The following is a 25,292-nucleotide window of genomic DNA, read 5'->3' on the forward strand; positions in this document are numbered from 1 at the left end:
CCGCTGGCGCTTCGGCGTTTCCGGCCAGCGAAAAGAGCCCATGTCCCCTACCGCCGCCCGCCCGTCGCCCCATCCCGGCATGGGTTTTGGCCAGTTCGTCGCCCTGATCGCCGCGATGATGGCCACCAACGCCCTGGCCATCGACTCGATGCTGCCGGCCATGCCGCAGATCGGCCACGCCCTGGGGGTGACGACCGACAATGAGCGGCAGTGGATCCTGACCGCCTATCTGCTCGGCTTCGGGGCGGCGCAGATCGTCTATGGCTCGCTGGCCGACCGGTTCGGGCGCAAGCCGGTGCTGCTGGTCGGGCTGTCGCTCTATGTGCTGTTCGCCGCCGCCTGCGCCTTCGCGACCTCGTTCGAGATGCTGCTGATCGCCCGGGCCCTGTGCGGGGTCGGGGCGGCGGCGACGCGGGTGCTGTCGATCTCGATCGTTCGCGACTGCTACAGCGGCCGGCAGATGGCGCGGGTGATGTCGCTGTCGTTCATCGTCTTCTTGGGCGTGCCGATCATCGCCCCGTCGGTGGGCCAGGCGATCCTGCTGGTCGCGCCGTGGCCGTGGATCTTCGGCGTGCTGGCGATCTTCGGCCTGGCGGTGATCGCCTGGTCGGTGGTCAAGCTGCCCGAGACCCTGCATCCGCAGGACCGTGTGCCGCTGGAAGTCGCCCCGGTGCTGGCCGCCTTCAAGGAGTGCCTGACCAACCGCGTCGCCGTCGGCTACACCCTGGCCGCCACCCTGGTGCTGGGCGGGCTGTTCGGCTTCCTGAACTCGGCCCAGCAGGTGTTCGTTGACGTGCTGGGGGCGGGCAAGCTGTTCACCCTGATCTTTGCGGCGATCGCCGGCGGCATCGCCGTCTCGTCGCTGATCAATTCCCAGATCGTCGATCGGCTGGGCATGCGGCTGGTCTCGCACACCGCCCTGGTGGGCTATATCGCCTTCGCCCTGGTCCATGCCGCCATCGCCTGGAGCGGCCACGACACCCTGCTGAGCTTCTCCCTGATGCAGGCGGGCATGATGTTCTGTTTTGGCATGGTGATGTCGAATTTCGGCTCGATCGCCATGGAGCCGCTGGGCCACCTGGCCGGTACGGCGGCCTCGGTGCAGGGCTTCATCACCACCATCGGCGGGGCGCTGTTCGGCTTCTGGATCGGCCAGATGTTCGACGGCACGGTGGGCCCCCTGACCCTGGGCTTCGCCGGCTTCGGCATCGCCGGCCTGGTGGCCGTGCTGATCACCGAGAAGGGCCGCATGTTCCATGCCGGTCCGGGACCAGGCGCCGAGGCTGCAAGCTTTCACTAGGAGTCCAGCATCCGCTCCAGGGTCGTCAGTTCGTCGGCCTCGCGGGCGGGCTTGTCCCAGCGGATGCGGTTGATGCGGGGAAAGCGCATGGCGATGCCCGACTTGTGCCGCGTCGAGCGCTGCAGACCCTCGAAGGCCACCTCGAACACCAGGCCGAAGTCCCGGTCGGCCCGCACCGAGCGCACCGGACCGAAGCGTTCGACGGTGTGGTCGCGCACGAACTTGTCGATCTGCTTCAGCTCCTCGTCGGTGAAGCCGAAATAGGCCTTGCCGACCGGGGTCAGATGGCGCGTCCCGGTCTCATCCTCGCGCCAGACCCCGAAGGTGTAGTCGGAATAGAAGCTCGACCGCTTGCCGTGGCCGCGCTGGGCATACATCAGCACCGCGTCGATCAGGTGCGGGTCGCGCTTCCACTTGAACCAGGGGCCCTTCGGCCGGCCGGGCTCGTAGACGCTGTCCCAGCGCTTGAGCATCAGCCCCTCGGCCACGGCAGGATCGCCTTTGGGCGGCTGGGCGCGCAGGGCGGCCAGGTCTTCCCAGGTCGCGAAGGGCTCAATCGGCGACAGGTCGATGCGCGGGCTGGCGGCGCGGGCCACGAAGGCTTCCAGCCGCCGTCGTCGCTCGGCGAAGGGCAGGGCGCGCAGGTCGGTCTCGCCCTCCAGCAGCAGGTCGTAGGCGCGGATTCCGGCCGGATAGGCCGCCAGCTGCCGGGCGTCGACCGTCTTGCGGTTCAGCCGCTGCTGCAGGTCGCCGAACGGCGCCACCGCCCCGTCGCGCATCACCAGCAGCTCGCCGTCGATCGCCCCCTCGAAGGTCAGGGCCTCCAGCACGTCGGGAAAGGTCGCCGAGATGTCGTCGCCGGTGCGGGTGTAGAGCCGTCGCTGGCCGCGCTCGCTGACCGCTTGGACCCGGACGCCGTCCCACTTCCATTCGGCGGCGTAGTCGGCCGGATCGAGCTTGGCGAAGTCGACCGTCTCGTCGAGCGCCTGGGCCAGCATCACCGGCCGGAAGCGCCCCGGCGCGTCGGGCGAGGGTTGCTCGGAGCGCCCCTCCAGCCAGGCGAACAGGTCGCCATAGGGCGGGGCCATGGCGTGCCAGACCTCCTCGACCTGGCCGATCTCCACGCCGCCGAAATCGGCGCAGGCCTGCTTGGCCAGCCGGGCCGAGACTCCCACCCGCAGGCCGCCGGTCATCAGCTTCAGCAGCGCCCAACGGCCGTTGGCGTCGAGGGCGTCGAGCCAGCCCTGGATCAGCCGCTGGATCTCGCCGCGGGACGCCGTGCGCAAGGCCTCGACCACGTCCGACAGATCCGGCTCCCGATTGGCCCCCGGCTTTTCCGGCCAGACCAGGGCGACGGTCTCGGCTAGGTCGCCGACATAGTCGTAGGACCAGGCGAACAGCCGGGCGTCCATCCGCGCCTCCACCGCCTTGCGGATCGCGGCCGGCTTGGCGACGCTGAACGACAGGGCTCCGGTCAGGGCCGCCAGCACCCAGCCGCGCTCGGGGTCGGGGGTGTCGCGTAGGAAGTCCTTGATCAGGGTCAGCTTGGCGTTGCGTGCGCTGGTCAGGGACAGCCGGTCGAGCAAATGGGCGAAGGCGCGCATGGCTACTCCCCCTCCTCCTCGTCGTAGCCGACCAGCCGCAGGGCGCGGGCCGGCAGGCCCTGCAGCTCGCACCAGCGCTCCAGGGCCTCCTCGCGGCCGTGGGTGATCCACACCTCGCCGGGACGCAGTTCGGCCAGAGTGGCGGTCAGCTCGTCCCAGTCGGCGTGGTCGGAGATGATCAGCGGCAGCTCCACGCCCCGCTGGCGGGCCCGGGCCCGGATGCGCATCCAGCCGCTGGCGAAACAGTCGACGGGGTCGGGAAACCGCCGCGACCAGCGATCGGCCAGGGCCGAAGGCGGGGCGATGATGATGGCGCCCTCGAAGTCCTTCTTGGCGCCGGCGGTGGCCGGGGCCAGCGGACCCAGATCGACGCCGTGGCGTTCGTACAGCCGGTTCAACCGTTCCATGGCGCCATGCACGTGGATCGTCCGGTCCCAGCCGGCCTCGCGCAGCAGCCTGATCACCCGCTGGGCCTTGCCCAGGGCGTAGGCCCCGACGATGTGCGAGCGCTCGGGGAACTGCTCAACCGACTTCAGCAGCGCGGCGATTTCGCCGGCGTCGTCGGGATGGCGAAACACCGGCAGGCCGAAGGTCGCCTCGGTCACGAACACGTCGCAGGGCACCGGCTCGAAGGCCGCGCAGGTCGGATCGCGGCGGCGCTTGTAGTCGCCGGAGACGACGACGGTCATACCCTTCCAGCGCACCACGACCTGGGCCGAGCCGAGTACGTGGCCGGCGGGGACCAATCCGACCTCGACGCCGTTGTGGGTGAAGCTTTCGCCATAGGCCAGGGGCGTGCGCCGGCCGGCGAAGTCCTCGCCATAGCGTTCGGCCATGATCGCCAGGGTCTGCGGCGTCGCCGCCACGACGCCGTGGCCGGCCCGGGCGTGGTCTGCGTGGCCATGGGTGATCACCGCCCGGTCCACAGGGCGGACCGGGTCGATATAGAAGTCCCCGGGCGGGCAATAGAGACCGTCGGGCTTCGGACAGAGCAGGTCTTGCGGCTTCATCACGGTGGATATGGGAACGCGGCCGGCTATAAACCTATCCATGAGCCGTGATGACAGCCCCAACGACCAGCATCGCCTGATCGCGACCGCCATGAACGCCGGCAGCCCCCAGGCCCGGGCGCTCGGCTTCGAGACCCTGGAGATCGGCGGCGGCGTCGCCATCCTCAAGGTCCCCTACTGGCCCGAGATCGTCGGCGACCCGGAGACCGGGGTGATCGCCGGCGGGGTGGTCACCACCCTGCTCGACCACGCCAGCAGCCAGGCGGTGCATGCGGCCATGGCCGAATGGACGACGATCGCCACGCTGGACCTGCGCATCGACTATATGCGGCCGGCCGAGCCCGGGCGGGACATCCTGGCACGGGCCCACTGCTACAAGCTGACCCGCTCGGTGGGCTTCGTCCGGGCCGTGGCCTATGAGGACCACCCGGACAATCCCGTCGCCGCCGCCCAGGCCGCTTTCATGCTCGACTCCAGCGCCGGCCGCAAACCGGGCGCCAACCTGAAGCCGCCGCGCGATCCGGGGGACAGAGCATGAGCGACGCCGACACTCGCCTGAGCGCCGTGCTGTCCTCGATCCCCTACGCCCGCTTCATCGGCATGCGGGCCGAGCTGGCTGGCGACGAAATGACCGCCATCCTGCCGTTCTCGGACCACATCATCGGCAATCCGATGCTGCCGGCCATCCACGGCGGGGTGCTGGGCGCCTTCATGGAAATGACCGCACTGGCCCAGCTGTCGATCGCCGAGCCGCTGAAGCGCCAGCCGCGGACCATCGACATCTCGATCGAGTACCTGCGCTCAGGCCGTCCGCTGACCACCTTCGCCCGGGCCCAGATCAAGAAGGTCGGCCGCCGGATCGCCAATGTCCATGTCGAGGCCTGGCAGGAACAGCGTGCCGCCCCGATCGCGGCCCTGCGCGGCCATTTCCTGCTGACCTCGGCCGAGGATTGAGCGGGCCGCACGTTGGAAGGACAACTCCCGGTTCGCCCGGTATCACCTCACGCCGCCCCGCGAACGCAGGTCTCTAAAGGAAATATATTGCTCCAGTAAAAGATTTACCGTCACATTACACCCTTGTAACCTGAATTTTCGGCGTCAACGTTTCTTAAAAGACGTTCATGACGCAAAGGTAACGGGTGTTCACCATCCGCCGGGCCTATACCCCTGATCACCGGACGCGGTCGTCGCGCCGGACTTTCAGGGAACCAAGACAATGACCTTCACCACCAACAGCTTCGCCGGTTTCGCCAGCCTGGTCCTGGCGCTTCTGCCCCTCGTCGTGATCGCCGGCTCCATCTCCACGAGCTTCTGAGTGATCGCCGCGTAGCTCCACCGGAACGCGACCTCCAGGCCCCAGGGCCGCGCGGGCCGCCCGGTGGAGCAAGGCGTGACGATGCGCCAATCGATCGATGTCGGCGTCGTATCCGCCGCCGATCACCCCCGCCACGGGGACCTCCCTTTCCAGACATGAGCCCAGGACGAACGCCTCGCGCCGCGCGAGCCCCTCGTCGCTCAAATTCAGACGCCCCAGCCTGTCGTCCGCGTGCGGATCGACCCCGGCGTTGAAGAACACCAGGTCCGGCGCCACCCGCTTCAGCAATTCGGGCAGGATCGCAACCAGCCTTTCCAGATAGGCCTCGTCGCCCATGCCGTCGGGCAGCTCGACGTCGAGGTCGCTCGCGGCCTTGCGGCTGGGGAAGTTCTTTTCCGCATGCATCGAAAAGGTGAACACCGACGGATCGCCCTCGAAGATCCGCGCCGTGCCGTCGCCCTGGTGGACGTCGAGGTCGACGACCAGCACCTGGCCCACCCGCCCTTCGGCCTGCAGCCGTCGCGCCGCCACCGCCACGTCGTTGAACACGCAGAAGCCGGCCCCGGTCTCGGCCTGGGCGTGATGGCTGCCGCCGGCGGTGTTGCAGGCGATCCCGTGTTCCAGCGCCAGGCGGGCGGCCAGCAGGGTGCCGCCGGTCGCCGCCCGGGCCCGCGCCGCCACCGACTCGGTGTTGGGCATGCCGATCCGCCGCACCGTCTCGGGCGGCAAGCTCTGCTCGATCACCCCGCGCACATAGGCCTCGTCGTGGACCAGCAGCAGGCTCTCCAGATCGATCGGCTCGGGGCGGGCGAAGCCGCCGGGACCGGCCAGGCCCTCGGCCTCCAGCACGGCGGCCAGGCGCGAGAACTTGTCCATCGGGAAGCGATGGCCGGGCGGCATCTCGGCGCGGAAGGCCGGATGGTGGACGATGGGAGGAAAGCACGCGGCCATCCGGCGACGATGGGGAGCGCGCGGGCTTGACGCAAGGTCACGACTTGCCCCGCCGCCCCGGCGCGCTTAACGGAACAGGATGCGCATGCCCGAGAACCTGGTCGAGATCCTCGCCCTCGAGACCATCGAGGTGAACCTGTTCCGGGGCGTCAGTCCCGACGACGGCTTTCCGCGGATCTTCGGCGGCCTGGTCATCGCCCAGGCCCTGACCGCGGCCTACAAGACTGTGCCCGACCGCGTCTGCCATTCGCTGCACGCCTATTTCATCCGCCCCGGCGACATCAACGCCCCGGTGCTCTACGAGGTCGAGCGGGCCCGCGACGGCGGCACCTTCACGACCCGGCGGGTGGCGGCGATCCAGCACGGCGAGCAGATCTTCAACCTGGCCTGTTCGTTCCAGACCCCGGAGCAGGGGTTGGAGCATCAGGCGCCGATGCCATTCGCCGTCGATCCCGAGACCCTGCCGACCAACGCCGACTATCTGCGCTCGCTGGGCGAGGCGCTGGACCCGCAGTTCCTCAGGATGGCCGAGTTTCCGCGGCCGATCGACCTGCGCTGGGTGGATCCGCAGAACCCGGCCCTGCCGGTCGCCAAGCCGCCGGCCAAGGAGGTCTGGATGCGGGCCAAGGCGCCGCTCGGCGACGATGTGCGCCTGCAGCAGGCCGCCCTGGCCTACGCTTCGGACATGGCGTTCATGGACAGCGCCCTGCGCCCGCACGGCCTGATCTGGACCATGCCCAACCTGCAGGCCGCCAGCCTCGATCACGCCATGTGGTTCCACCATCCGTTCGATTTCAACGCCTGGACCCTGTTCGCCCAGGACAGCCCCTCGGCGTCCCAGGGCCGCGGCCTGGTGCGTGGCCAGATGTTCAGCCGCGACGGCAGGCTGGTGGCCTCGGTGGCCCAGGAATGCCTGATGCGGCTGCGGACGCGGTAGAGGGGCGCGGGCCGATCCGCCTTATGGCGTGACAGGCTTGATCGTCGCCACGCCGGCGTGGACCAGCCCGGCCAGAAGGGACGCCACCTGGATCGCCGTGACCATTTCGCCGTCCAGGGCCAGGCGGATCGCCTCGCTCGCCGGAACCCACAGCAGCTCGATCCGCTCGGTGGGATCGTCGGCCGGGGCGGCCACGTGGACGATGTTTCGCGCGACCACGGTGTGGATCTGGTTCGTCTGAATGGCGGGATTGGGCGCGGTGCGCCCGACCAGGGACAGGTCGCCGGCGTGCCCGGTCTCTTCCAGCAGTTCGCGGGCGGCGGCGGCCAGCGGATCGGCGTCGGCCGCGTCCATCGCCCCGGCCGGCAGCTCCAGGGAGAAGTCGCCCAGCCCATGCCGATACTGGCGGATCAGCAGCACGTTGTGGGCGGCGTCGAGCGCCACCACGTGCACCCAGTCGGGATATTCGAGCACGTAATAGGGCGCGATCGAAACGCCCTCTTCGGTGACGCAATCGTCGGCGCGGACGGCGATCCAGCGATCCTTGTGGACATAGCGCGAAGCGGTGACCCGCCATTTTCCGTCCAGCGCCATGGTCGATCTCCTAATCGTCGCCTTCCGGCCCTTCCGGCTCGCCGACCAGGGCCGGCGGGTCGGCCAGGACCAGGCCCTCGGCGATCCTCACCTCGGGAACGGCGGCGCGGGTGAAGGGCAGGTACCAGGTCTGGCCGCCCAGGGCCGGGGCGATCTCCAGCAGGTCGTCGGCCCCGAAGTTCTGCACGCTCTTGATCTTGCCCAGCAGTTCATCGGTGGCGACATGGCGCACGGCCAGGCCGATCAGGTCGGCCAGGTAGAATTCGTCCGCGTCCGGCTCGGGCAGGGCGGCGCGGGGAACATAGAGGCGCAGGCCGCGCAGGGCGTCGGCCGCCTCCTTGGTGTCGATCCCGGCGCAGCGGGCGACGACGCCCTCCTTGACGACGCGGGCGCTGGTCACGGTCAGGGCGGGCGAGCCGTCCTGGCGGGTCAGGGCCTTGAACTTGGCCAGGGTCAGGGGGTCTTCGGTATAGGTCGCAATCCTCAGCTCGCCGCGCACGCCGAAGGCGCCGGCGACGCGGCCGACGAGGATCAGGTTGCCGGCGGGGGACTGGGCCATCGGACGCGCAAACGAAAAGCGCCGCCGCCGGGCGTGAACACCCGGCGGCGGCGCGTCTCGAAAGCCTTAGCCTTCGGTGGTTTCTTCCGCAGCCGGGGCGTCTTCAGCAGCGGCTTCAGCGGCCGGAGCCTCTTCGGCGACGACTTCCGGTTCCGGGGCCGGAGCGGCGGCGGCTGCTGCAGCTTCGGCCGCGGCGGCTTCAGCGGCGGCCTTGGCGTCTTCCTTGGCCTGGGCCTCGGCGGCGACGCGGTCGGCGTCGCGCTGGGCGCGCTCGGCGTCGCGTTCCTGGGCCTTCTTGCCCGGCTTGCCCTTGTTGGGGTTCTCGCCGTGGGTCCATTGCACCAGGCCCTCGGCGGCCAGGAAGCGGGCGACGCGGTCGGTCGGCTGGGCGCCCTTCTTGAGCCACTCCTGGATCGACTCGACCTTCAGGGTCACGCGCGAGGCGTCGTCCTTCTTGAGCAGCGGGTTGTAGGTGCCGACCTTCTCGATGAAGCGGCCGTCGCGGGGCGAGTGGCTGTCGGCGACGACGATCGAGTAGTAGGGGCGCTTCTTGGCGCCGCCACGGGCGAGACGGATCTTCAGCATTTTCGTAGTCCTTGAGTCTAAAGTTCTATTTCTTGAACGGGTTGAAGCCGGGGGGCAGGCCGCCCAGACCGGATAGCAGGTTGGGCTTGGCGTCGCCGCCGCCCCCGGATCCCGGAAGACCGGGGAGCCCCGGAAGGCCGCCAAGGCCTCCCGCGGAAGTCTGATCGGACGAGGCCAGCTTGCCGCCGCCCATCGCCTTGAGCTTGGCCATGTCGCCGCCGCCCATCATCTGGGCCATGCGGGCCATGCTCTTGCCGCCGTCCTTGCTCATGGCCTTGAACATGTCGGCCATCTGGCGGTGCTGCTTGAGCAGGCGGTTGACCTCGGCCACGTCGACCCCGGCCCCGGCGGCGATGCGGCGCTTGCGCGAGGCGGCCAGCACGTCGGGCTTCTTGCGCTCCAGCTTGGTCATCGAGCTGATGATCGCCTGCTGGCGGCGGAAGACGCTGTCGTCGATGCCGCTCTCGGCGATCTGCTTCTTGACCTTCTGGACACCGGGCAGCAGGCCCATGATGCCGGCCATGCCGCCCATCTTCTGCATCTGGCCCAGCTGGGCCGACAGGTCGTTGAGGTCGAACTGGCCCTTGGCCAGCTTCTTGGCCATGCGCTCGGCTTCGGCGTGGTCGAGGTCCTGGGCGGCCTTCTCGACCAGGGCCACGACGTCGCCTTGGCCGAGGATCCGGCCGGCCACCCGGCGGGCGTCGAACACGTCCAGGGCGTCGATCTTCTCGCCGGCCCCGAGGAACTTGATCGGCAGGCCGGTGACATGGCGCATCGACAGGGCCGCGCCGCCGCGGCCGTCGCCGTCGGCCCGGGTCAGGATCAGGCCGGTCAGCGGCAGGCGCTCGTGGAAGGCCTTGGCGGTGCGCACCGCGTCCTGGCCGGTCAGGCTGTCGGCGACCAGGATGGTCTCGGACGGCTGGGCGATGCGGGCGATTTCCGCCGCCTCGCTCATCATCGCCTCGTCCAGGGTGGTGCGGCCGGCGGTGTCGAGGATCAGGACGTCGAAGCCGCCCAGCCTGGCGGCGGTCAGGGCGCGCCGGGCGATATCCGCGGCGCTCTGGCCGGCGACGATCGGCAGGCTCTCGACCTCGACCTGTTTGGCCAGGGTGGCCAGCTGCTCCATGGCGGCCGGGCGGCGGGTGTCGAGCGAGGCGACCAGCACCTTCTTGCGCTCGATCTTGTTGAGCCGCAGGGCCAGCTTGCCGGTGGTGGTGGTCTTGCCCGAGCCCTGCAGGCCGGCCATCAGGATCACCGACGGCGGGTTCAGCGCCAGGTTCAGGCCGGTGGGGACCTCGCCGCCGAGCATGTCGACCAGACCGTCATAGACGATCTTGACCACCTGGTCGGCCGGCTTGACCGAGCGGATGACCGCCTCGCCCTGGGCGGCGTCCTTGGCCTTGCTGATGAAGTCCTTGACCACCGGCAGGGCGACGTCGGCTTCCAGCAGGGCGACGCGGACCTCGCGCAGCGCCTCGTCGATGTCCTTCTCGGACAGCACGCCGCGACCGCCGAGGCGGTCGAACACCCCTGAAAGTCGCTCTGTAAGGCCGTCGAACATGCGGAACTCGCGTTAAACCAAGACCCAAACGCCATCAGCCCCCATGGACGATCACGTCGATGGGGGTCCTCGCCGTCCTCGTCCGGATGGATCCCACGCTAGCGGGCCGGGGTCGTGACGGTGGAGGCGCTGCTGATGAAGCGCCGGAAGGGCGCGCTTATGCACCGAAAGGAAGGCGGAGTCAAAATCGGTGCGCCGCCTGCTGAGCGGCCTGGATCTGGGCAGGGCGGCGCCTTCCGGATTGGGGGAGGCCGTGCGTCCTTCGAGGCCCTCCTCCGGAGGGCGCCTCAGGATGAGGACTCCAGCGCCGGGGTTCCTCTTCCTGAGGTGCGAGCCGCAGGCGAGCCTCGAAGGACGCACGGCGCGTAAGAGGGGATCGTTTACAGACACGGCGCTTCGACCTCGGGCTTTCGCGGCGAGGGGGTGAGGAGGTGCGGAGCGGCCGGGCCAAGCCCGGGGACCGTGGGGTTAGTGTGTGCGTTTCGGCGTGGACAGACCGCTCCGCGGAACCGTTTTTCTCGAGGGACGGCGACTGAGGGCCTGTTTCATCCCGATCGACGTTCCCCCTCGGACGGGCAGGATCAAAGTCGCCCGGAAGGGGCCGTCAGCGACTCCGACAGATCCTGGAACAGGCCGGTTTGAACCTCCCGGCCCCGTCGACCCGCCTGTCCCGCCACCGTCCGCGCCGGACCTTGGAGCCTTCTGAGCCCCGCAACCCGCCGCGATCCGATCGCCAGGCCCAGGCGGCCCCGCTCGGTTCCATCTCCATCGCCGCTTCGGGTCGGTACCAAGCGCCCTCCTCCGCGACGGAGACAGCCGTGATTGTGCGCGCGGTTTGAGCCCTGGCGGGTGGGTGACGGTGGTTATTTTTCAGGGCGTTGAAGTTGCTGGGGTTCTTGGCGTGGGGGACGGGGATGGAGCCGCGTCGATCCCCGCAAACGCCTGCGCTTTCCTCCTCCGCCAGCGCCCCCTCATCCGATCATCCCCGCACAGGCGGGGACCCAAGCCGAGTCCGGGACTTCGCACCTCATTGCAGCCGCCCTGGCCGCTTGGGCCTCCGCCTTCGCGGGGGTGATCGGGGGTGGAGGCGGCGCGGTCTCATCCGACCTCGCTCCGTGAGCCGCCCTCTCGCAAGGAAGAGAAGGAGATTCCGCCCGCATCCGACGGGCGGATGCGGGCTTGCGCCGAACGGACGTTTCTAAGGTCCGTGGAGGGGGGAAGCAGTCCCTTCGCCATTCCCTTCTCAGCCGTCATTCCGGGCCTTGTGCCCGGAACCCCTCTCTCCGCCGCAGGTGCAGGAGGGGCGGTTCGCTGGCGAACCGCTTGCACTTCACGTGCGGGCCGAACCAGGGGTTCCGGGCACAAGGCCCGGAATGACGGGTGTATTTTTTGGGTGGGCGCTTAGACCTAAGGTCCGACTGGGGTCGAAAACAGCCTATCGCGCAATGCCAGCAAACGGATATCCCTCCCCCCGCCTTCCCTCAGAGCAGCCAGCCGCCGGTCGACAGCGAACCGCCGGTGACCAGCACCGCGAAGTCCGACTGGGCGTCGCCGTCGACGTCGCCCCAGACGATCGAGGCTCCGCCCCACAGGCCCCAGCCATAGGCGCCCAGGTCGACCCCGCCCAGGGCGCCGATCGCCGAGACGGCGCTGGCGTAGGCGCTGACCATGATCTGGCCGGCGACGCCGGTCCAGCTGGACACCAGCGAGAAGGCCTGGTCGCCGGCCAGGGTGCTGTCGGCGTCCAGGGCGCTGAAGTCGAACAGGTCGCCGCGGCCGAAATCGCCGACGAAGTCGACCGCCAGGCTGTCGCTGTCAGGGAAGGATCCGGCGTCGAAGGCGAAGACGTCGTTGCCGCCGCCGCCCAGCAGGATGTCGAAACCCGCGCCGCCGTTCAGCCGGTCATTGCCGCCGCCGCCCGACAGGATGTCGTCGCCGTCGCCGCCCGACAGGTTGTCGCGGCCCGCGCCGCCGTCCAGATAGTCGACGCCGCCGAAGCCGGACAGGGCGTCATCGCCGGCCCCGCCGGTCAGCAGGTTGAAGGCGTCATTGCCGTCGATGACATTGTTCAGGCCGTTGCCGGTTCCCAGCATGGCCTCACCGGTCAGGCGCAGGTTCTCCAGATTGGCGCCCAGGCCGTAGCTGATGGCGCTCCAGACGGTGTCGGTCCCGCCGCCCGCCAGCTCGTGGACGGTGTCGCGATAGGTGTCGACGACATAGCGGTCGTCGCCGGCGCCGCCGGTCATCCGGTCGGCCCCCTCGCCGCCGTCGAGGATGTCGTTCCCCGTCCCGCCGTCGAGGATGTCGGCCCCGGCCCGGCCTTCCAGGCTGTCGTTCCCCGCCCCGCCGGTCAGGGTGTTGGCGGCGGTGTTGCCGATCAGCCGGTCGGCGCCCGTGCCGCCCACGGCGTTCTCGATCGTCGCGCCATAGGCGATGGAGACATTGTCGGTCAGCCGTCCGACCACCGGATTGGCGGCCAGCACGGCCATGTTGGAATTGTAGGTCGCCAGGGCCACCGGCGCGTAGCCGGCCGCCGCCCGGTTGGCGTTGACCTGTTCGAACGACGGGGCGGTGTCGTAGGTCACCCCGCCGATGCCGCTGAGCGAGCCGGGCGTCAGGTCGATGATCTGGTCGGTGGCGTAGCCGGAGGCGTCCAGGGTGTCGATTCCGCCGGCGTCCCAGATGGCCATCACCGGGGCCGGGGTCTTGGTGAAGTCGTAGGAATCGCGGCCGGCGTTGCTGTTGAAGCCGTAGGTGGTGTCGCCGGTGCGGGTGGTCATGTCGGCGCCGTAGATCGCCTGGATGGCGGCGATGTCGTGCACCAGGGGCGTGGAGGCGTAGACCGTCGTGGAGAGGTTGAAGTCGAAATGCCGCGCGCCCACCTCGGCGGCGCTGAAATAGGACATCACCGTATAGGCGCGGCTGTCCTGGTAATATTCGGCGTTGTCGGCGTAGGTGATGCTGACCCCGGGGGCGGCGTTGTAGTCGCCGGGATGCTCCAGGCCCAGGGCGTGGCCGCTTTCATGGACCAGGGTGTGGATGCCGTAGAGGCCCTCGTCGAGCTGGAAGTTGCTGGGCTGGTTGGCGCTGACCCAGACGTCGCCGGCGATCAGGTCGGCGTTGTCGGGGGTGTAGTCGTAGGGCAGGTAGGCGTAGGCCTGGGTGCCGGGACGGTTGGTGTAGTTGGCGAAGGTGATGTCGGCCTGCTCGGGCGCGGTCTCCACCAGGGACGGGGCGATCAGGTCGTCCCAGGCGGCCATGCTTTCGCGCGCTGCGGCCTTCTGGGCGTCTGAGAACTCGGCGAACCCGAAATATTCCGGCCGGCCGTAGAGCTGGCCGTTCTCCTCGTAGACATAGGGCTCGGCGAACATGCTTTCCGCGGTCTGGAAGCCGAAGTTCAGCACCGAGACATCGCCGTCGCGCGGCACGGCGTGGTCGACGCCGCCGGGCGTCCAGCCGGCCCCGCCGCGGTTGAGCTGCTCGACCACCTGATCGATCGTGAACACCGGCTTGCCGCGGATCTCTCCGCCCTGGCCGTCGACCGAGGCGTCGACCGGCGTGACCGCGACGTCGAGGCCCGGGGCGAGCGCGTCGCTCGGCCCTGTGAAGACCGGCAGGTCGATCTCGCGGTGAAGGTCCTGGTCGCGGGTCTCGTCATACTGAAGCATCGGAGGGGTCCTGGGTTGGGAAGAGACGTGTTTCAGGGGATCGGGCGGGCGCGCCAGGGCAGGGTCTCGCCTAGGGCGGCGTCGAGGGCGGCGTCGAGGTCCGGGCCGGTTCCGCCGGGCGGCAGGGCGACGGCGCGGGGCATGGCGCCGAACAGCTCGGACGGCGCCGCGGTCGGCCGGTAGGCGCGGGTGGTGAACACCAGCAGCGGCCGGCCGCCGTCGTCCTGCACGGCGGCGTGGAACAGCAGCACCACGGTGTCCGGGGCGATCAGCCGGGGATCACCCGGCGGCAGGATGGCGACGGGCAGCGGCGCCTTGGCGGCGGCCAGGGTTCGGACCCGCTCGCAAAGCGTCGCCTGCAGCGGTCGCCGGCCGGCCAGATGGTCGGGGTCGAGCAGGCAGTGGACGCCCAGCCTCTGGGCGCCCTCCCAGGCCAGGACCGGCGTGGCGGCCGTCGCCGGCGGGCCCGCCGCCGCCAGTAGCGGCGCAGCGCAGGCCAGCGCCATGATCCCGCGATGTCGCGACATCGACCCCCGTCGCGGCCCCACGTTGCGAAAGATTGCCGGCCGCTTGCGAAGTGTCACCCTCGCGACAAATTCGCTCGGATGCAAGCTTGACGCGAATTGCTCAGCTTACAGAAATAACGAGAGTGGTTAACCGACGTCCGCGGCGGCTCAGTCGGCCGGCGAGGTGACCGTCGCGCCGGCCGCGCGCAGGCGGTCGAGCACGCCGTTGGCCGGCAGCAGGAAGGCCAGGTCGACCACCGCGATCGTCACCCCCGGACGGGCGAGCGCCTCGTTCAGGGCCGAGGCCGACTGGGCGATCTGCTGGTCGAGCAGGGCCGCGCCGCCGGGGGCGCGCAGCAGGCAGCGCTGGGCGGCCGAGGCCGAATAGCGGGCCCGCACGCTGGCTAGGTCGCCATTGGCCCAGTCGGTCCCGATCGTCGTGGCGTGGCCGGCGTCGTATTCGATCTCGCTCAGGGCGTCGTTCAGGCAGGCTAGCTGGTCGGATTCGGAGAGCTTGCCGACCACGCCGAGGATCGGCCCCAGCCGGTACTGGCTCATGGCCTTGACCTTGACCCCCTTGGCCTTGGCCATCCGCTCGACCGTGCTGACCGGCTTGGCCTCCGAAATGCCGGCGGCCTGGCGGAAGTCGGACATCAGGATGAAGCCGGCCACCCCGGGCTTCCAGTCCTTGTAGGGCACGGCGGTGCGCTGGGCCTGTTCGCGCAGGTTGACGAACCGGGCCCGCAGGTCGGGCGGCAGACGTTCTTCGAGCCGCTTGCCGAACATCGGTTGGCGCAGGCCGGCGCCGCCGGTCAGGAAGAACTTGGTGACCTGCAGCGGCCCGACCGAGGCCTCGGGCGGAACCAGCACCAGGCTGGCCTGGTCCATGGCCCGGTTAAGCCGGGGGCTGTCCCACTTCAGCTGGTGCGGCAGCGGCGGGGCCGAGCCGAGCACATAGAGCTTGGCCCCGCCCTTCTCGACCAGCCACAGGGCCGGTCCCGGCGGGCGGGCGATCACCAACAGTTCCGAGACCACGGCGCTGCCGGGATCGGTCGGGGTCAGCTCGACGGTCTGGGGCGGCGGGGGAGCCTGGGCGGCGGCGGGCGAGGCGAGGGCCAGGGCGGCGACGGCGCTCAACGCCAACAGGGATCGCATCGTCCGGTCTCCTTCATCCGCTCGCCTGTAAGAATAGGTGGCCGCGGGTCGTGGCGAAAGCGCGGCCGTCGTTTCTAGGCGCGCAGTTCCAGGCCGTTGCCCTCGGGGTCGGACAGGCCCAGGAGGCGCATGGCGAAAACCTCTACTGTCGGGGGGAAAGCGCAGCGGGCGGCAGGTCGCGCAGGGTCTCGGCCAGCAGCCGGCCTTCGGATTCGCGGCTGGAGCCGTGGCGCCAGGCGACCACGATCTCGCGGCTGGAATGGTCGGAGATCAGCGGCCGGACGGTGACCGGGGCGTTCTCGGCCAGGCCAGCGGCCACGGCCATCGACGGCAGGAACGACACGCCCAGGCCCGAGCCGATCATCTGCACCAGGGTCGGCAGCGAGGTCGCCGCGAAGGTCTCGTCGTCGTCGCCCAGGCCGACGCCGCGCGGCGGCTCCAGCCCGCAGGCGGCCAGGGCGTGGTCGCGCAGGCAGTGACCGTCCTCCAGCAGGATCATGTCGTCGTCGCGCAGGCTGTCGGGATCGACCCGCTCGAAGGCGGCCATGCGGTGGTTGGCCGGGGCGGCGGCCAGCAGCTCGTCGTCCTCGACATGGGCCCAGTCCAGGCCGGTCATGTCGTAGGGCAGGGCGATCAGGGCGGCGTCCAGGGCCCCGGACTTCAGGCTGGCGATCAGCCGGTGGGTCAGGTCCTCGCGCAGATAGAGCCTCAGCTTGGGAAAGCGGTCGCGCAGGGCCGGCAGGGCGCGCGGCAGCAGGTAGGGGGCGACGGTGGGGATCACCCCGAGCCGGAAGCGTCCGGCCAGGGGCTGACCGGCCCCGCGCGCGGCCTGAACCAGATCCTCGGTCTGGGCCAGTATGCCCTCGGCCCGGCGCACGGCCTCCTGGCCGGCGGCGGTCAGGATCACCCCCGAGCGGGCCCGGTCGACCACCGGCGCGCCGAGGATCTTCTCCAGTTCCTGGATGCCGGCCGACAGGGTCGGCTGGGTGACGTGGCAGGCCTCGGCCGCCCGGCTGAACGAGCCGTGTTCGGACAGAAGCTTCAGATAGCGGAGCTGGCGCAGGGTGGGGAGCATGGCCGTTATATAGGGCATCTCATAGATCGCGCCTATTACCGATGATGAATTAATCGATTGGCCCTATCGCGCGGCGTCTCGTACAAGGGCCTGGCAATTTCGCAGGAGCACTTCATGTCCTTGATCAACACCGCCATCAAGCCGTTCACCGCCGAGGCCTTCAAGGCCGGCAAGTTCATCACCGTCAGCGACGCCGACCTGAAGGGCAAGTGGTCGGTCGTGTTCTTCTATCCGGCCGACTTCACCTTCGTCTGCCCGACCGAGCTGGAAGACCTGGCCGACAACTACGCCGAATTCCAGAAGCTCGGCGTGGAGATCTATTCGGTGTCGACCGACACCCACTTCGCCCACAAGGCCTGGCACGACACCTCCGAAGCGGTCGGCAAGATCCAGTACACCATGGTCGGCGACCCGACCGGCAAGATCACCCGCAACTTCGAAGTGATGATCGAAGAGGTCGGCCTGGCCGACCGCGGCACCTTCGTGGTCGACCCGGACGGCAAGATCCAGATCGTCGAGATCACCGCCGGCGGCATCGGCCGCGACGCCCTTGAGCTCCTGCGCAAGGTCAAGGCCGCCCAGTACGTCGCCGCCCACCCGGGCGAAGTCTGCCCGGCCAAGTGGGAAGAGGGTGAAGCCACCCTGAAGCCGTCCCTCGACCTGGTCGGCAAGATCTAACCGACCCCGACCCGGGGCCCCCCCCCCGGGGGGGGGGGGCCCCGCCCGCCGCCCCCCCCCCCCCCCCGGTTTTTGGGGAGGGGCGCGCGGGTGTTTGTCGCCCACCAGAAGGACCAGCTGAAGGCCTATCTGGGCAATCTGCGCCAGCCGATCGAGCTGGTCGCCGCGCTCGACGACGGCCCCAAGTCCCGCGAGATGCTGGACCTGCTGGAAGACATCGTCGCCGCCTCCGACAAGGTCAGCCTGGCGCGCCGCGACGACGCCCGCACGCCGTCCTTCGCCATCGAGCGCGACTCCCGTGACGCCAGCGTCCGCTTCGCCGGCCTGCCCCTGGGCCACGAGTTCACCTCGCTGGTGCTGGCCCTGCTGCATGTCGGCGGCCACCCGCCGAAGTTCGACGCCGAGGTGCTGGACCAGGTCCGCGCCCTGGAGGGCGAGTTCCGCTTCGAGACCTATTTCTCGCAGAGCTGCCAGAACTGCCCCGACGTGGTGCAGGCGCTCAACACCATGGCCGCCCTGAACCCCAACATCACCCATGTCGCCATCGACGGCGCCCTGTTCCAGGACGAGGTCGAGCAGCGCCAGGTCATGGCCGTGCCGACCGTGCTGCTGAACGGCCAGCCCTTCGGCCAGGGCCGGATGAGCCTGGAGCAGATCCTGGCCAAGCTCGACACCGGCGCGGTGGCCCGCGAGGCCGAGAAGATCAAGGCCAAGGACGCGTTCGACGTGCTGGTCGTCGGCGGCGGCCCGGCTGGGGCCGCGGCGGCGATCTATGCGGCCCGCAAGGGCATCCGGGTCGGCGTCGCGGCCGAGCGCTTCGGCGGCCAGGTGCTCGACACCATGGCCATCGAGAACTTCATCTCGGTGCGCCACACCGAGGGCCCGCAGCTGGCCACGGCGCTGGAGCAGCACGTCAAGGACTATGACGCCGACATCATGAACCTGCAGAAGGCGGTCGGCCTGGTTCCGGCCTCGACGCCGGGCGGCCTGATCGAGGTCAAGCTGGAAAGCGGCGCCAGCCTGAAGTCGCGCAGCGTGATCCTGGCCACCGGCGCCCGCTGGCGGAACATCAACGTGCCCGGCGAGGCCGAGTACAAGAACAAGGGCGTGGCCTATTGCCCGCACTGCGACGGCCCGCTGTTCAAGGGCAAGCGCGTGGCGGTGATCGGCGGCGGCAACAGCGGCGTCGAGGCGGCCATCGACCTGGCCGGCATCGTCGCCCATGTGACCCTGATCGAGTTCGACAGCCAGCTGCGGGCCGACGCGGTGCTGCAGCGCAAGCTGGCCAGCCTGCCCAACGTGCGGATCGTCACCTCGGCCCTGACCACCCAGGTGCTGGGCGACGGAACCCGGGTCACCGGCCTGACCTACAAGGACCGCAACCACGACCAGGTCCATCAGGTCGACCTGGAAGGCGTGTTCGTGCAGATCGGCCTGGTGCCCAACACCGAATGGCTGAAGGACGCCGTCGCCCTGACCCCGCGCGGCGAGATCGAGGTCGATCATCGCGGCGAGACCTCGCTGCCGGGCGTGTTCGCGGCCGGCGACGCGACGACGACGCCCTACAAGCAGATCGTCATCGCCATGGGCGACGGTTCGAAGGCGGCCCTGTCGGCCTTCGACTACCTGATCCGGCTGGAACCCGCGGTTCCGGCCCAGGAAGCCGCCGCCGCCTGAGGCGAAATCGACCTCTGAACGCAGATTTCGAAGCCGTCGCGTCCACCTTTCGAGGCGGATGCGGCGGCTTTCGTCCGTCTGGCGATGCGTCAATGCGCCCCTCGCCGGAAAGGCGATCTTCGCCTCGACATCAATCTTGGCCACGGGCATTCTGTTAACGAATGGGCAAATGATTCTGCGTGGTCGAGGGGCCGAATCGGCGCGATGGGCGTCGCTTCCGCAGGTCGTTAGAGGGTGGGCGAGATGAGGCTGCTGTCGAAGGGCGATCGTAACGGCAAGACCGTGAAGCCGGTGATGCTGGCCACGGACAACGACCGTCCGGAGGCGCCGGAAAGCGTCGACCGCCTGGTCGAGGCCACCCAGGCCATCGGCGTGCGCTATGAGACCATCCATGGCGGCCTCGACAGCATCAGCCGCGTGGTCGAGCACCTGCGGGCGATCGAGCCGCTGCTGTCGGAGATCCGCGGCCCGGTCGCCGAGGAGTTCGAGGCCCGCCGCGCCGAGCACGCCGAGCTGATCTCGCTGCGCGCCGCCTTCGACCAGGCCTCGCGCCAGCTGGGCCTGGCCCAGGCCGAGGAACGCGAGCTGGCCGCCAAACTGGCCACGGCCGAGGCCGCCCTGACCGAGTCCGACGCCCGCCGCCAGGCCCTCGACGTGGCCCTGGAGGACGGGGCGCTGGAGATCGATCGGCTGCGTAATGGCCTGCAGCAGTCCGACCTCAAGGTCGGCGGGCTGGAAGCGACCCTGCGCGACGCCGTCGCCCGCGGCGAGCACCTGTCGCAGGACGTCGACACCCTGCGCGCCCAGACCCAGGACATCGACGCCCGCCGCGGCGAGGCCGAGGCCGCCCTGGCCCGCGCCAACCAGCTTTCGGCCCTGCAGGTCGAGGAGCTGGCCACCCTGAAGAAGCGCCTCGAACAGGCCGGCTCGGACGTCGCCCGGCTGTCGCGCATCGAGACCGAGCTGGAGGCCCACGTGGCCGCCGAGCGCTCGCGCCTGCTGGCCGCCGAGAACGCCCTGGCCACCTTCCAGTCCGACAGCGCCCGCACCATCCGCGGCCTGGAAGCCCAGGTCGAGGCCGGCCGCACCGAGGTCTCGGCCCTGCAGACCCGCCTGGAGACCGCGACCGGCCGCGCCGACAAGCTGGAAGAGATGAACGGCCAGATCTCGGCCCGACTCAACGAGTCCAGCGCCCAGCAGCAGGCGGTCGAGCGCCGGGCCGGCGACCTCAATGTCGCCCTGGAGCGCGCGCTGGAACGGGTCCGCAACCTGGAGGACGAGGTCGAGGACCTGCGCGCCCGCCACGCCGGCGTCGACACCGCCCGCGCCGCCGCCATCGAGCGCGCCGACCAGCTGGCCAAGTCGGTCGGCTCGCATGAAAAGGCGCTCAAGCGCGCCGAGGAGCGGGCCGGCCAGCTGCGCACCCGCTTCGAGGCCCTGCAGGCCTCCGAGGACGAAACGCGCCGCCTGCACGACGAGAAGGTCGCCGAGTTGCAGACCGAGATCGAGCGGATCCGCGCCGAGGCCGCCCTCGCCGAGGGAGCCCTGGAATCGGCCCGCCGCGACCGCGCCCGCCTGCAGATGGCCCTGCTGGGCGCCACCAGCGACGACCTGGCCGTGGCGGGGTAAGCTGCTCTTTCTGTCATTGACGTCATCGTGATCCCGGGCCTCGCGCCCGGGATTTTCGTTTGGTCTGCTCCCTACGGGACCTTGCCGGTCTCGACATAGAGCTTCAGCCGATCGAACTGCTCGCCCAACACCTGGTCGACGACCGGGGCGATCTTGTCGAGGCCGCCCTTCATGTAGCCGCCGACGTCATAGGTCTGGGTCAGGGTGGTCTTGCCGTCCTTCTCCGCCAGGGTCCAGCCCAGGTGCCCGGCCGCGCCGGACATCTGCAGCGGGCCCAGGCCGCCGAACAGCCGCAGGCCCTGGCCCGGCTGGGCGTAGACCACGCTCATGTGCAGCACCGAGCCGCCGCCCGGCAGCTTCTCGCAGAAACAGCCGCCCGACATCGCCGCCAGCGACAGATTGGCCGCCGAGCCCGACCAGGTGTGGTCCTTGTTCCACCAGGCCGAGGGCTGGATCAGGGCGGCGTAGACCTTGTCGGCGGGCGCGTTCAGCACCGCCTCGCGCCGGACCTCGAAACCGTTGGCCTGGGCGTCGACCACCTCGGCGTGCGCCGCGGTGGTGGCGAGGGCCAGGGCGGCGGCGAGGAGGAATTTCATCAGACCCACCATGGCTTCCGCGCGCAAAAAACCCCGCCGGAGCGGGGTGAATCTGCGTCGTGAAATGGCTTGACGTCGCCATGGCTCACGACGGCCCCGGGTGGGGTCTTAGGCGCGGATCGCCAAGGCGAGAGCCGCTTACGGAGACGTAAATGCCTCTCTACAGGTGTTTTGTCAAGTGGGAGAGGCCTATTCCGTTCAAGATGCAGGCCCGAACCTTGCCGAGGTGTTGGGCGCTTATTCTGGAATAGTAGTATTGTCGGCGGCCATCAACAGCCTTTCCCGTTCTTATGAAGTCGAGTCGATGAAAGCCGACACTGGAGATCATGTCTCCTTTCACCCAGACGCCGTCGCTCTGCATCCAATCGGGAAGTTCGGGACGGATATCGATTTGACAATGATAGGCCATGGGCGGAGCCGGTGGCGTCGTGCTCAAGGCGACGACGGTGCAAAGGCCCGGCCTCGCCGCGATCTTTGGACTCACGACGACCACCGGGCGGCGTTTGACCATCTCGGGTTCGCGAAATCCCGAACCGAAGTCGCACATCAACAAAGAACCGATGGGCGGATGCTCTTTGATCGCCACGTTGATCCCTCAGGTCAAACTCAACCTTAGGAACATGTGCGGCTTGCTTCAAGCCGCCGCGAACGCCAGCGGGCCGCCCCAGAAGCTCTCGACCAGGCCGTTCTGCGGGCCCGGCTGGCCGGTGGTCAGGAACTGGCGCCCGCCGCCGGTTCCGGGATCGAGTTCCGGGTGGCGCTGCAGGTAGAGCGCCAGGGCGTCGGCCGTCGCGGCCGGCTGGTGGATGACCGGGGTGCCGGCCGGCAGGGCGGCGCGGAAGATGTCGGCGATGATCTCGTAATGGGTGCAGCCCAGCACGGCGCGGTCGGGATAGCGGCCGATGCGGGTCTTCAGCGCCTGGACATAGCCCTCGACCGCCCTGGCCAGGTCGACCGCCCCGGCGTCGGCCTCGATCATAGGCACAAGGTCCGGGCAGGGTTGCGAGAACACCGCGATGTCCTGCTTGCGCTTGTCGATCTCGATCTCGTAGACGCGCGAATGGGTCGTGCCCTGGGTCGAGAAAACCCCCAGCACGTCGAGCTGCTCGACCTTGTCGCCGCGCCGCTCGGCCTCGTGCTCCCAGGGCAGGCCGGTGGCCGCCTCGATGGTCGGGACGATGATGCCCAGCACATTGACCGGCCGGCCCAGGGCCTTGCGATAGCCGGGCAGCCAGGTCTGCTGCAGGCGGCGCAGGGCGATGGCCGAGGCGGTGTTGCAGGCCAGGACCACCAGGCTGGCGCCGGTCGCGAACAGCCGCTCGCAGCCGGCCCGCGTCAGGTCGACGATTTCCTCGCCCGGTCGCCCGCCATAGGGGGCGTTGGCCTGGTCGGCGAGATAGACGAAGTCCGCCTGGGGCAGACGCTGCACGAGGGCGCGGTGGACCGTGAGGCCGCCCACGCCGGAGTCGAAGACGCCGATGGACATGCCCCTGGCTTAGCGCGCGGCTGCGGAGGCGTCCACGCGCCGGGCTTGAGATTTTGGTGCAGACACCGCGCAGGCGGGGTGGAAACGCCTCGGCGGCGGGCGCGTTGTCGATGAACCTGTCGCAGAATTCATGTTCGGCGGGCGTTTTTGTCGGAAAACCACCTACGCATGCACGGCGCGCCGTCCTAGGGTCGAGGTTCGTCCTTCCGGAGACCCTGCCTTGAAGCGTCGCTCCTTCCTCGCCGCCGCCAGCGCCACGGCCCTGATCCCCATGACCGCCAAAGCCACCGCCCCCGACAATCCGCTGCTGGCCCCCTGGACGGGGCCGCACGGCGGCCTGCCGCCGTTCGACAAGGTCAAGCCCGAGCTGTTCGGCCCGGCCTACGAGGCGGCCATGGCCCAGGAGCGCCAGGAAATCTTCGTCCTGACCGCCAAGCGCTCGGCGCCGACCTTCGAGAGCATCGTCGCAGCGCTGGAGAATTCGGGCCGCGCCCTGACCCGGATCAACGCCGTGTTCGGGGTGTTCACCTCGACCATGAACGACGCGGCCATGCAGAAGGTCGAGGCGCAGACCACCCCGAAGCTGGCGGCCTTCAGCGACGAGATCATCCAGAACGAGCAGCTGTTCGCCCGCATCAAGGCGGTCTACGACGCCCGCGAGACCGCAGGCCTGACGCCCGAGCAGAAGCGCCTGACCTGGGTGATCCACAACAACTTCACCCGCCAGGGCGCAGCGCTGGACAAGGCTAAGAAGGCCCGGCTGGGCGAGATCAACCAGGCCCTGGCCAGCCTCTACACCCAGTTCAGCCAGAACGAGCTGGCCGACGAGGAAAGCTACACCCTGGTGCTCGACGCCGAGGCCGACCTGGCCGGCCTGCCCGAGGCGACCCGCGCCTCGGCCGCCGCGGCTGCCGAGGACAAGGGCCTGAAGGGCAAGTGGCTGTTCTCCAACACCCGCTCGTCGATGGAGCCCTTCCTGGTCTATTCCGAGCGCCGCGACCTGCGCGAAAAGGGCTGGCGGATGTGGATCTCGCGCGGCGACAACAACGACGCCCACGACAACAAGAAAGTGATCACCGGCATCCTCAAGCTGCGAGCCGAAAAGGCCCAGCTGCTCGGCTTTCCGACCTACGCCCACTGGGTCACCGCCGACCAGATGGCCAAGACCCCGGACGCGGCCATGGCCCTGATGATGCAGGTCTGGGCCCCGGCCGTGGCCCGCGTCCACGAGGAGGTCGCCGACATGCAGAAGGTCGCCGACGCCGAAGGGGCGAAGTTCAAGATCGCGCCCTGGGACTACCGGCACTACGCCGAGAAGGTCCGCAAGGCGCGGTATGACCTCGACCAGAACGAGGTGAAGTCCTACCTGCAGCTGGAAAAGCTGCGCGAGGCCATCCACTGGGCGGCCGGCCAGCTCTACGGCTTCACCTTCACCCAGATCAGCGACGTGCCGGTCTGCCATCCGGACGTGCGCGTCTGGGAGGTGACCAAGGGCGGCCCCAATGGGAAGCAGCGCGTGGGCCTGTGGTACTTCGACCCCTATGCCCGGGCCGGCAAGCAGTCGGGGGCCTGGATGAGCGAGTATCGCAGCCAGGAGCGGTTCCGCGGCGAGGTGACGCCGATCGTCTCCAACAACTGCAACTTCGTGAAGGGCAAGGCCGGCGAGCCGGTGCTGATCTCCTGGGACGACGCCGTCACCCTGTTCCACGAGTTCGGCCACGCCCTGCACGGCCTCAATTCCAATGTCACCTATCCGACCCTGGCCGGCACCAATGTGGTCCGCGACTTCGTCGAATTCCCCAGCCAGCTCAACGAGCACTGGCTGCCGACCAAGCCGGTGCTGACCAAGTTCGCCGTCCACTACCAGACCGGCCAGCCGATCCCCGACGCCCTGGTGGCCAAGATCGAGAAGGCCAAGACCTTCAACCAGGGCTTCAAGACCGTCGAGTACCTGGCCTCGGCGATCTACGACATGAAGATCCACCTGGCGGCCAAAGGGCAGGCCATCGACCCGGCGGCGTTCGAGAAGACGACGATGGACGAGATCGGCATGCCGTCGGAGATCGTCATGCGCCACCGGCCCACCCAGTTCGGCCACATCTTCTCGGGCGACGGCTATTCGGCCGGCTATTACAACTACATCTGGGCCGACACCCTGACCGCCGACGCCGCCGAGGCCTTCGCCCAGGCGCCGGGCGGCTTCTACGACAAGCCCCTGGCCAAGCGCCTGCACGACGACATCATGAGCGTCGGCAACACCATCGAGGCCGGCGAGGCCTTCCGCCGCTTCCGCGGCCGCGACGTGCAGATCGGCGCCCTGATGCGCGACCGCGGCTTCCCGGTTCCGCCGGGGGCGTAGGGCGGCAAGGTTCTTTTTCCTTCCCGTCGGCGGATGGGGGTGAACGC

The 25,292-nt window shown here is 69.3% G+C and carries 21 protein-coding genes and 1 pseudogene; 8 read left to right on the plus strand and 14 right to left on the minus strand.

What is annotated here, in order from left to right; translation table 11 throughout:
* The first annotated feature begins 79 nt into the window (after nt 1-79).
* On the plus strand, nt 80-1,300 hold the full coding sequence (locus ACIPQB_RS17175; protein ID WP_446486557.1) for a multidrug effflux MFS transporter: 1,221 nt from the start codon (nt 80-82) through the stop codon (nt 1,298-1,300).
* On the opposite strand, the gene ACIPQB_RS17180 is transcribed toward ACIPQB_RS17175, so the two are convergent.
* Nucleotides 1,297-2,904, minus strand: coding sequence for a cisplatin damage response ATP-dependent DNA ligase (locus ACIPQB_RS17180; protein ID WP_446486473.1), 1,608 nt, complete (start codon nt 2,902-2,904; stop codon nt 1,297-1,299). The two genes, ACIPQB_RS17175 and ACIPQB_RS17180, sit on opposite strands and share 4 nt — an antisense overlap.
* Before the next feature lie 2 nt (nt 2,905-2,906).
* Nucleotides 2,907-3,956, minus strand: a complete 1,050-nt coding sequence (locus ACIPQB_RS17185; RefSeq protein WP_446486474.1) for a ligase-associated DNA damage response exonuclease — start codon at nt 3,954-3,956, stop codon at nt 2,907-2,909.
* Here ACIPQB_RS17185 and ACIPQB_RS17190 point away from each other — a divergent pair.
* The gene (locus tag ACIPQB_RS17190) at nt 3,955-4,452 is read left to right on the plus strand and encodes a PaaI family thioesterase (RefSeq protein ID WP_446486475.1); all 498 of its coding nucleotides are present in this window, start codon (nt 3,955-3,957) and stop codon (nt 4,450-4,452) included. The genes ACIPQB_RS17185 and ACIPQB_RS17190 overlap by 2 nt on opposite strands.
* Nucleotides 4,449-4,868, plus strand: a complete 420-nt coding sequence (locus tag ACIPQB_RS17195) for a PaaI family thioesterase (RefSeq protein ID WP_446486476.1) — start codon at nt 4,449-4,451, stop codon at nt 4,866-4,868. The genes ACIPQB_RS17190 and ACIPQB_RS17195 overlap by 4 nt, the downstream gene beginning before the upstream one ends.
* A gap of 409 nt (nt 4,869-5,277) precedes the next feature.
* On the opposite strand, the pseudogene ACIPQB_RS17200 reads toward ACIPQB_RS17195, so the two are convergent.
* Nucleotides 5,278-6,180, minus strand: a pseudogene (locus ACIPQB_RS17200) (histone deacetylase family protein); the annotation flags it as partial.
* A 79-nt stretch (nt 6,181-6,259) separates the two neighbouring features.
* On the opposite strand from ACIPQB_RS17200, the gene ACIPQB_RS17205 reads away from it, so the two are divergent.
* A complete protein-coding gene (locus ACIPQB_RS17205) occupies nt 6,260-7,117 on the plus strand; it encodes an acyl-CoA thioesterase (protein ID WP_446486477.1) in 858 nt (285 codons plus the stop codon).
* Nucleotides 7,118-7,138: 21 nt separating this feature from the next.
* On the opposite strand, the gene ACIPQB_RS17210 is transcribed toward ACIPQB_RS17205, so the two are convergent.
* From ACIPQB_RS17210 to ACIPQB_RS17245, 8 genes are all read right to left on the minus strand, one after another.
* Entirely contained in the window at nt 7,139-7,711 is a 573-nt protein-coding gene (locus ACIPQB_RS17210; protein WP_446486478.1) for an NUDIX hydrolase, read from the minus strand.
* Between the two features lie 10 nt (nt 7,712-7,721).
* Nucleotides 7,722-8,270 carry a ribosome maturation factor RimM gene (gene rimM / locus ACIPQB_RS17215; RefSeq protein ID WP_446486479.1) on the minus strand — a complete coding sequence of 183 codons (549 nt, stop codon included), beginning with the start codon at nt 8,268-8,270 and terminating at the stop codon, nt 7,722-7,724.
* A gap of 66 nt (nt 8,271-8,336) precedes the next feature.
* The gene (gene rpsP / locus ACIPQB_RS17220) at nt 8,337-8,855 is read right to left on the minus strand and encodes a 30S ribosomal protein S16 (protein ID WP_446486480.1); all 519 of its coding nucleotides are present in this window, start codon (nt 8,853-8,855) and stop codon (nt 8,337-8,339) included.
* Between the two features lie 25 nt (nt 8,856-8,880).
* Nucleotides 8,881-10,416 (minus strand): signal recognition particle protein, encoded by a 1,536-nt coding sequence (gene ffh / locus ACIPQB_RS17225; protein WP_446486481.1) that lies wholly within the window; start codon nt 10,414-10,416, stop codon nt 8,881-8,883.
* 1,481 nt (nt 10,417-11,897) lie between these two features.
* Entirely contained in the window at nt 11,898-14,084 is a 2,187-nt protein-coding gene (locus tag ACIPQB_RS17230; RefSeq protein WP_446486482.1) for a M10 family metallopeptidase C-terminal domain-containing protein, read from the minus strand.
* A 32-nt stretch (nt 14,085-14,116) separates the two neighbouring features.
* The gene (locus ACIPQB_RS17235; protein ID WP_446486483.1) at nt 14,117-14,611 is read right to left on the minus strand and encodes a hypothetical protein; all 495 of its coding nucleotides are present in this window, start codon (nt 14,609-14,611) and stop codon (nt 14,117-14,119) included.
* A 147-nt stretch (nt 14,612-14,758) separates the two neighbouring features.
* Nucleotides 14,759-15,745 carry a TraB/GumN family protein gene (locus ACIPQB_RS17240; RefSeq protein ID WP_446486484.1) on the minus strand — a complete coding sequence of 329 codons (987 nt, stop codon included), beginning with the start codon at nt 15,743-15,745 and terminating at the stop codon, nt 14,759-14,761.
* Nucleotides 15,746-15,887: 142 nt separating this feature from the next.
* Nucleotides 15,888-16,820 carry a hydrogen peroxide-inducible genes activator gene (locus ACIPQB_RS17245; RefSeq protein WP_446486558.1) on the minus strand — a complete coding sequence of 311 codons (933 nt, stop codon included), beginning with the start codon at nt 16,818-16,820 and terminating at the stop codon, nt 15,888-15,890.
* A gap of 114 nt (nt 16,821-16,934) precedes the next feature.
* Between ACIPQB_RS17245 and ahpC the strand changes: the two genes are divergently transcribed.
* From ahpC to ACIPQB_RS17260, 3 genes are all read left to right on the plus strand, one after another.
* On the plus strand, nt 16,935-17,498 hold the full coding sequence (gene ahpC, locus ACIPQB_RS17250; protein WP_446486485.1) for an alkyl hydroperoxide reductase subunit C: 564 nt from the start codon (nt 16,935-16,937) through the stop codon (nt 17,496-17,498).
* A 90-nt stretch (nt 17,499-17,588) separates the two neighbouring features.
* Nucleotides 17,589-19,175, plus strand: a complete 1,587-nt coding sequence (gene ahpF, locus ACIPQB_RS17255) for an alkyl hydroperoxide reductase subunit F (RefSeq protein ID WP_446486486.1) — start codon at nt 17,589-17,591, stop codon at nt 19,173-19,175.
* 243 nt (nt 19,176-19,418) lie between these two features.
* On the plus strand, nt 19,419-20,804 hold the full coding sequence (locus tag ACIPQB_RS17260; RefSeq protein ID WP_446486487.1) for an intermediate filament-like cell shape determinant CreS: 1,386 nt from the start codon (nt 19,419-19,421) through the stop codon (nt 20,802-20,804).
* Between the two features lie 71 nt (nt 20,805-20,875).
* Here ACIPQB_RS17260 and ACIPQB_RS17265 read toward each other — a convergent pair whose 3' ends face one another.
* From ACIPQB_RS17265 to ACIPQB_RS17275, 3 genes are all read right to left on the minus strand, one after another.
* Entirely contained in the window at nt 20,876-21,400 is a 525-nt protein-coding gene (locus tag ACIPQB_RS17265) for an ATPase (protein ID WP_446486488.1), read from the minus strand.
* A 160-nt stretch (nt 21,401-21,560) separates the two neighbouring features.
* On the minus strand, nt 21,561-21,986 hold the full coding sequence (locus tag ACIPQB_RS17270) for a type II toxin-antitoxin system PemK/MazF family toxin (protein ID WP_446486489.1): 426 nt from the start codon (nt 21,984-21,986) through the stop codon (nt 21,561-21,563).
* A 48-nt stretch (nt 21,987-22,034) separates the two neighbouring features.
* A complete protein-coding gene (locus ACIPQB_RS17275) occupies nt 22,035-22,886 on the minus strand; it encodes a glutamate racemase (protein WP_446486490.1) in 852 nt (283 codons plus the stop codon).
* Between the two features lie 220 nt (nt 22,887-23,106).
* On the opposite strand from ACIPQB_RS17275, the gene ACIPQB_RS17280 reads away from it, so the two are divergent.
* Nucleotides 23,107-25,245, plus strand: a complete 2,139-nt coding sequence (locus ACIPQB_RS17280; protein ID WP_446486491.1) for a M3 family metallopeptidase — start codon at nt 23,107-23,109, stop codon at nt 25,243-25,245.
* The last annotated feature ends 47 nt before the right edge of the window (nt 25,246-25,292 follow it).

The sequence above is a fragment of the Caulobacter sp. LARHSG274 genome (genome assembly GCF_052871235.1).

Excerpts from the sequence above, each read along its gene's own strand:
- ACIPQB_RS17175 (WP_446486557.1), top strand. The coding sequence starts at position 80 with ATGGGTTTTGGCCAGTTCGTCGCCCTGATCGCCGCGATGATGGCCACC.
- ACIPQB_RS17180 (WP_446486473.1), bottom strand. The coding sequence starts at position 2,904 with ATGCGCGCCTTCGCCCATTTGCTCGACCGGCTGTCCCTGACCAGCGCA.
- ACIPQB_RS17190 (WP_446486475.1), top strand. The coding sequence starts at position 3,955 with ATGAGCCGTGATGACAGCCCCAACGACCAGCATCGCCTGATCGCGACC.
- ACIPQB_RS17185 (WP_446486474.1), bottom strand. The coding sequence starts at position 3,956 with ATGGATAGGTTTATAGCCGGCCGCGTTCCCATATCCACCGTGATGAAG.
- ACIPQB_RS17195 (WP_446486476.1), top strand. The coding sequence starts at position 4,449 with ATGAGCGACGCCGACACTCGCCTGAGCGCCGTGCTGTCCTCGATCCCC.
- ACIPQB_RS17205 (WP_446486477.1), top strand. The coding sequence starts at position 6,260 with ATGCGCATGCCCGAGAACCTGGTCGAGATCCTCGCCCTCGAGACCATC.
- ACIPQB_RS17210 (WP_446486478.1), bottom strand. The coding sequence starts at position 7,711 with ATGGCGCTGGACGGAAAATGGCGGGTCACCGCTTCGCGCTATGTCCAC.
- rimM (WP_446486479.1), bottom strand. The coding sequence starts at position 8,270 with ATGGCCCAGTCCCCCGCCGGCAACCTGATCCTCGTCGGCCGCGTCGCC.
- rpsP (WP_446486480.1), bottom strand. The coding sequence starts at position 8,855 with ATGCTGAAGATCCGTCTCGCCCGTGGCGGCGCCAAGAAGCGCCCCTAC.
- ffh (WP_446486481.1), bottom strand. The coding sequence starts at position 10,416 with ATGTTCGACGGCCTTACAGAGCGACTTTCAGGGGTGTTCGACCGCCTC.
- ACIPQB_RS17230 (WP_446486482.1), bottom strand. The coding sequence starts at position 14,084 with ATGCTTCAGTATGACGAGACCCGCGACCAGGACCTTCACCGCGAGATC.
- ACIPQB_RS17235 (WP_446486483.1), bottom strand. The coding sequence starts at position 14,611 with ATGTCGCGACATCGCGGGATCATGGCGCTGGCCTGCGCTGCGCCGCTA.
- ACIPQB_RS17240 (WP_446486484.1), bottom strand. The coding sequence starts at position 15,745 with ATGCGATCCCTGTTGGCGTTGAGCGCCGTCGCCGCCCTGGCCCTCGCC.
- ACIPQB_RS17245 (WP_446486558.1), bottom strand. The coding sequence starts at position 16,820 with ATGCTCCCCACCCTGCGCCAGCTCCGCTATCTGAAGCTTCTGTCCGAA.
- ahpC (WP_446486485.1), top strand. The coding sequence starts at position 16,935 with ATGTCCTTGATCAACACCGCCATCAAGCCGTTCACCGCCGAGGCCTTC.
- ACIPQB_RS17260 (WP_446486487.1), top strand. The coding sequence starts at position 19,419 with ATGAGGCTGCTGTCGAAGGGCGATCGTAACGGCAAGACCGTGAAGCCG.
- ACIPQB_RS17265 (WP_446486488.1), bottom strand. The coding sequence starts at position 21,400 with ATGAAATTCCTCCTCGCCGCCGCCCTGGCCCTCGCCACCACCGCGGCG.
- ACIPQB_RS17275 (WP_446486490.1), bottom strand. The coding sequence starts at position 22,886 with ATGTCCATCGGCGTCTTCGACTCCGGCGTGGGCGGCCTCACGGTCCAC.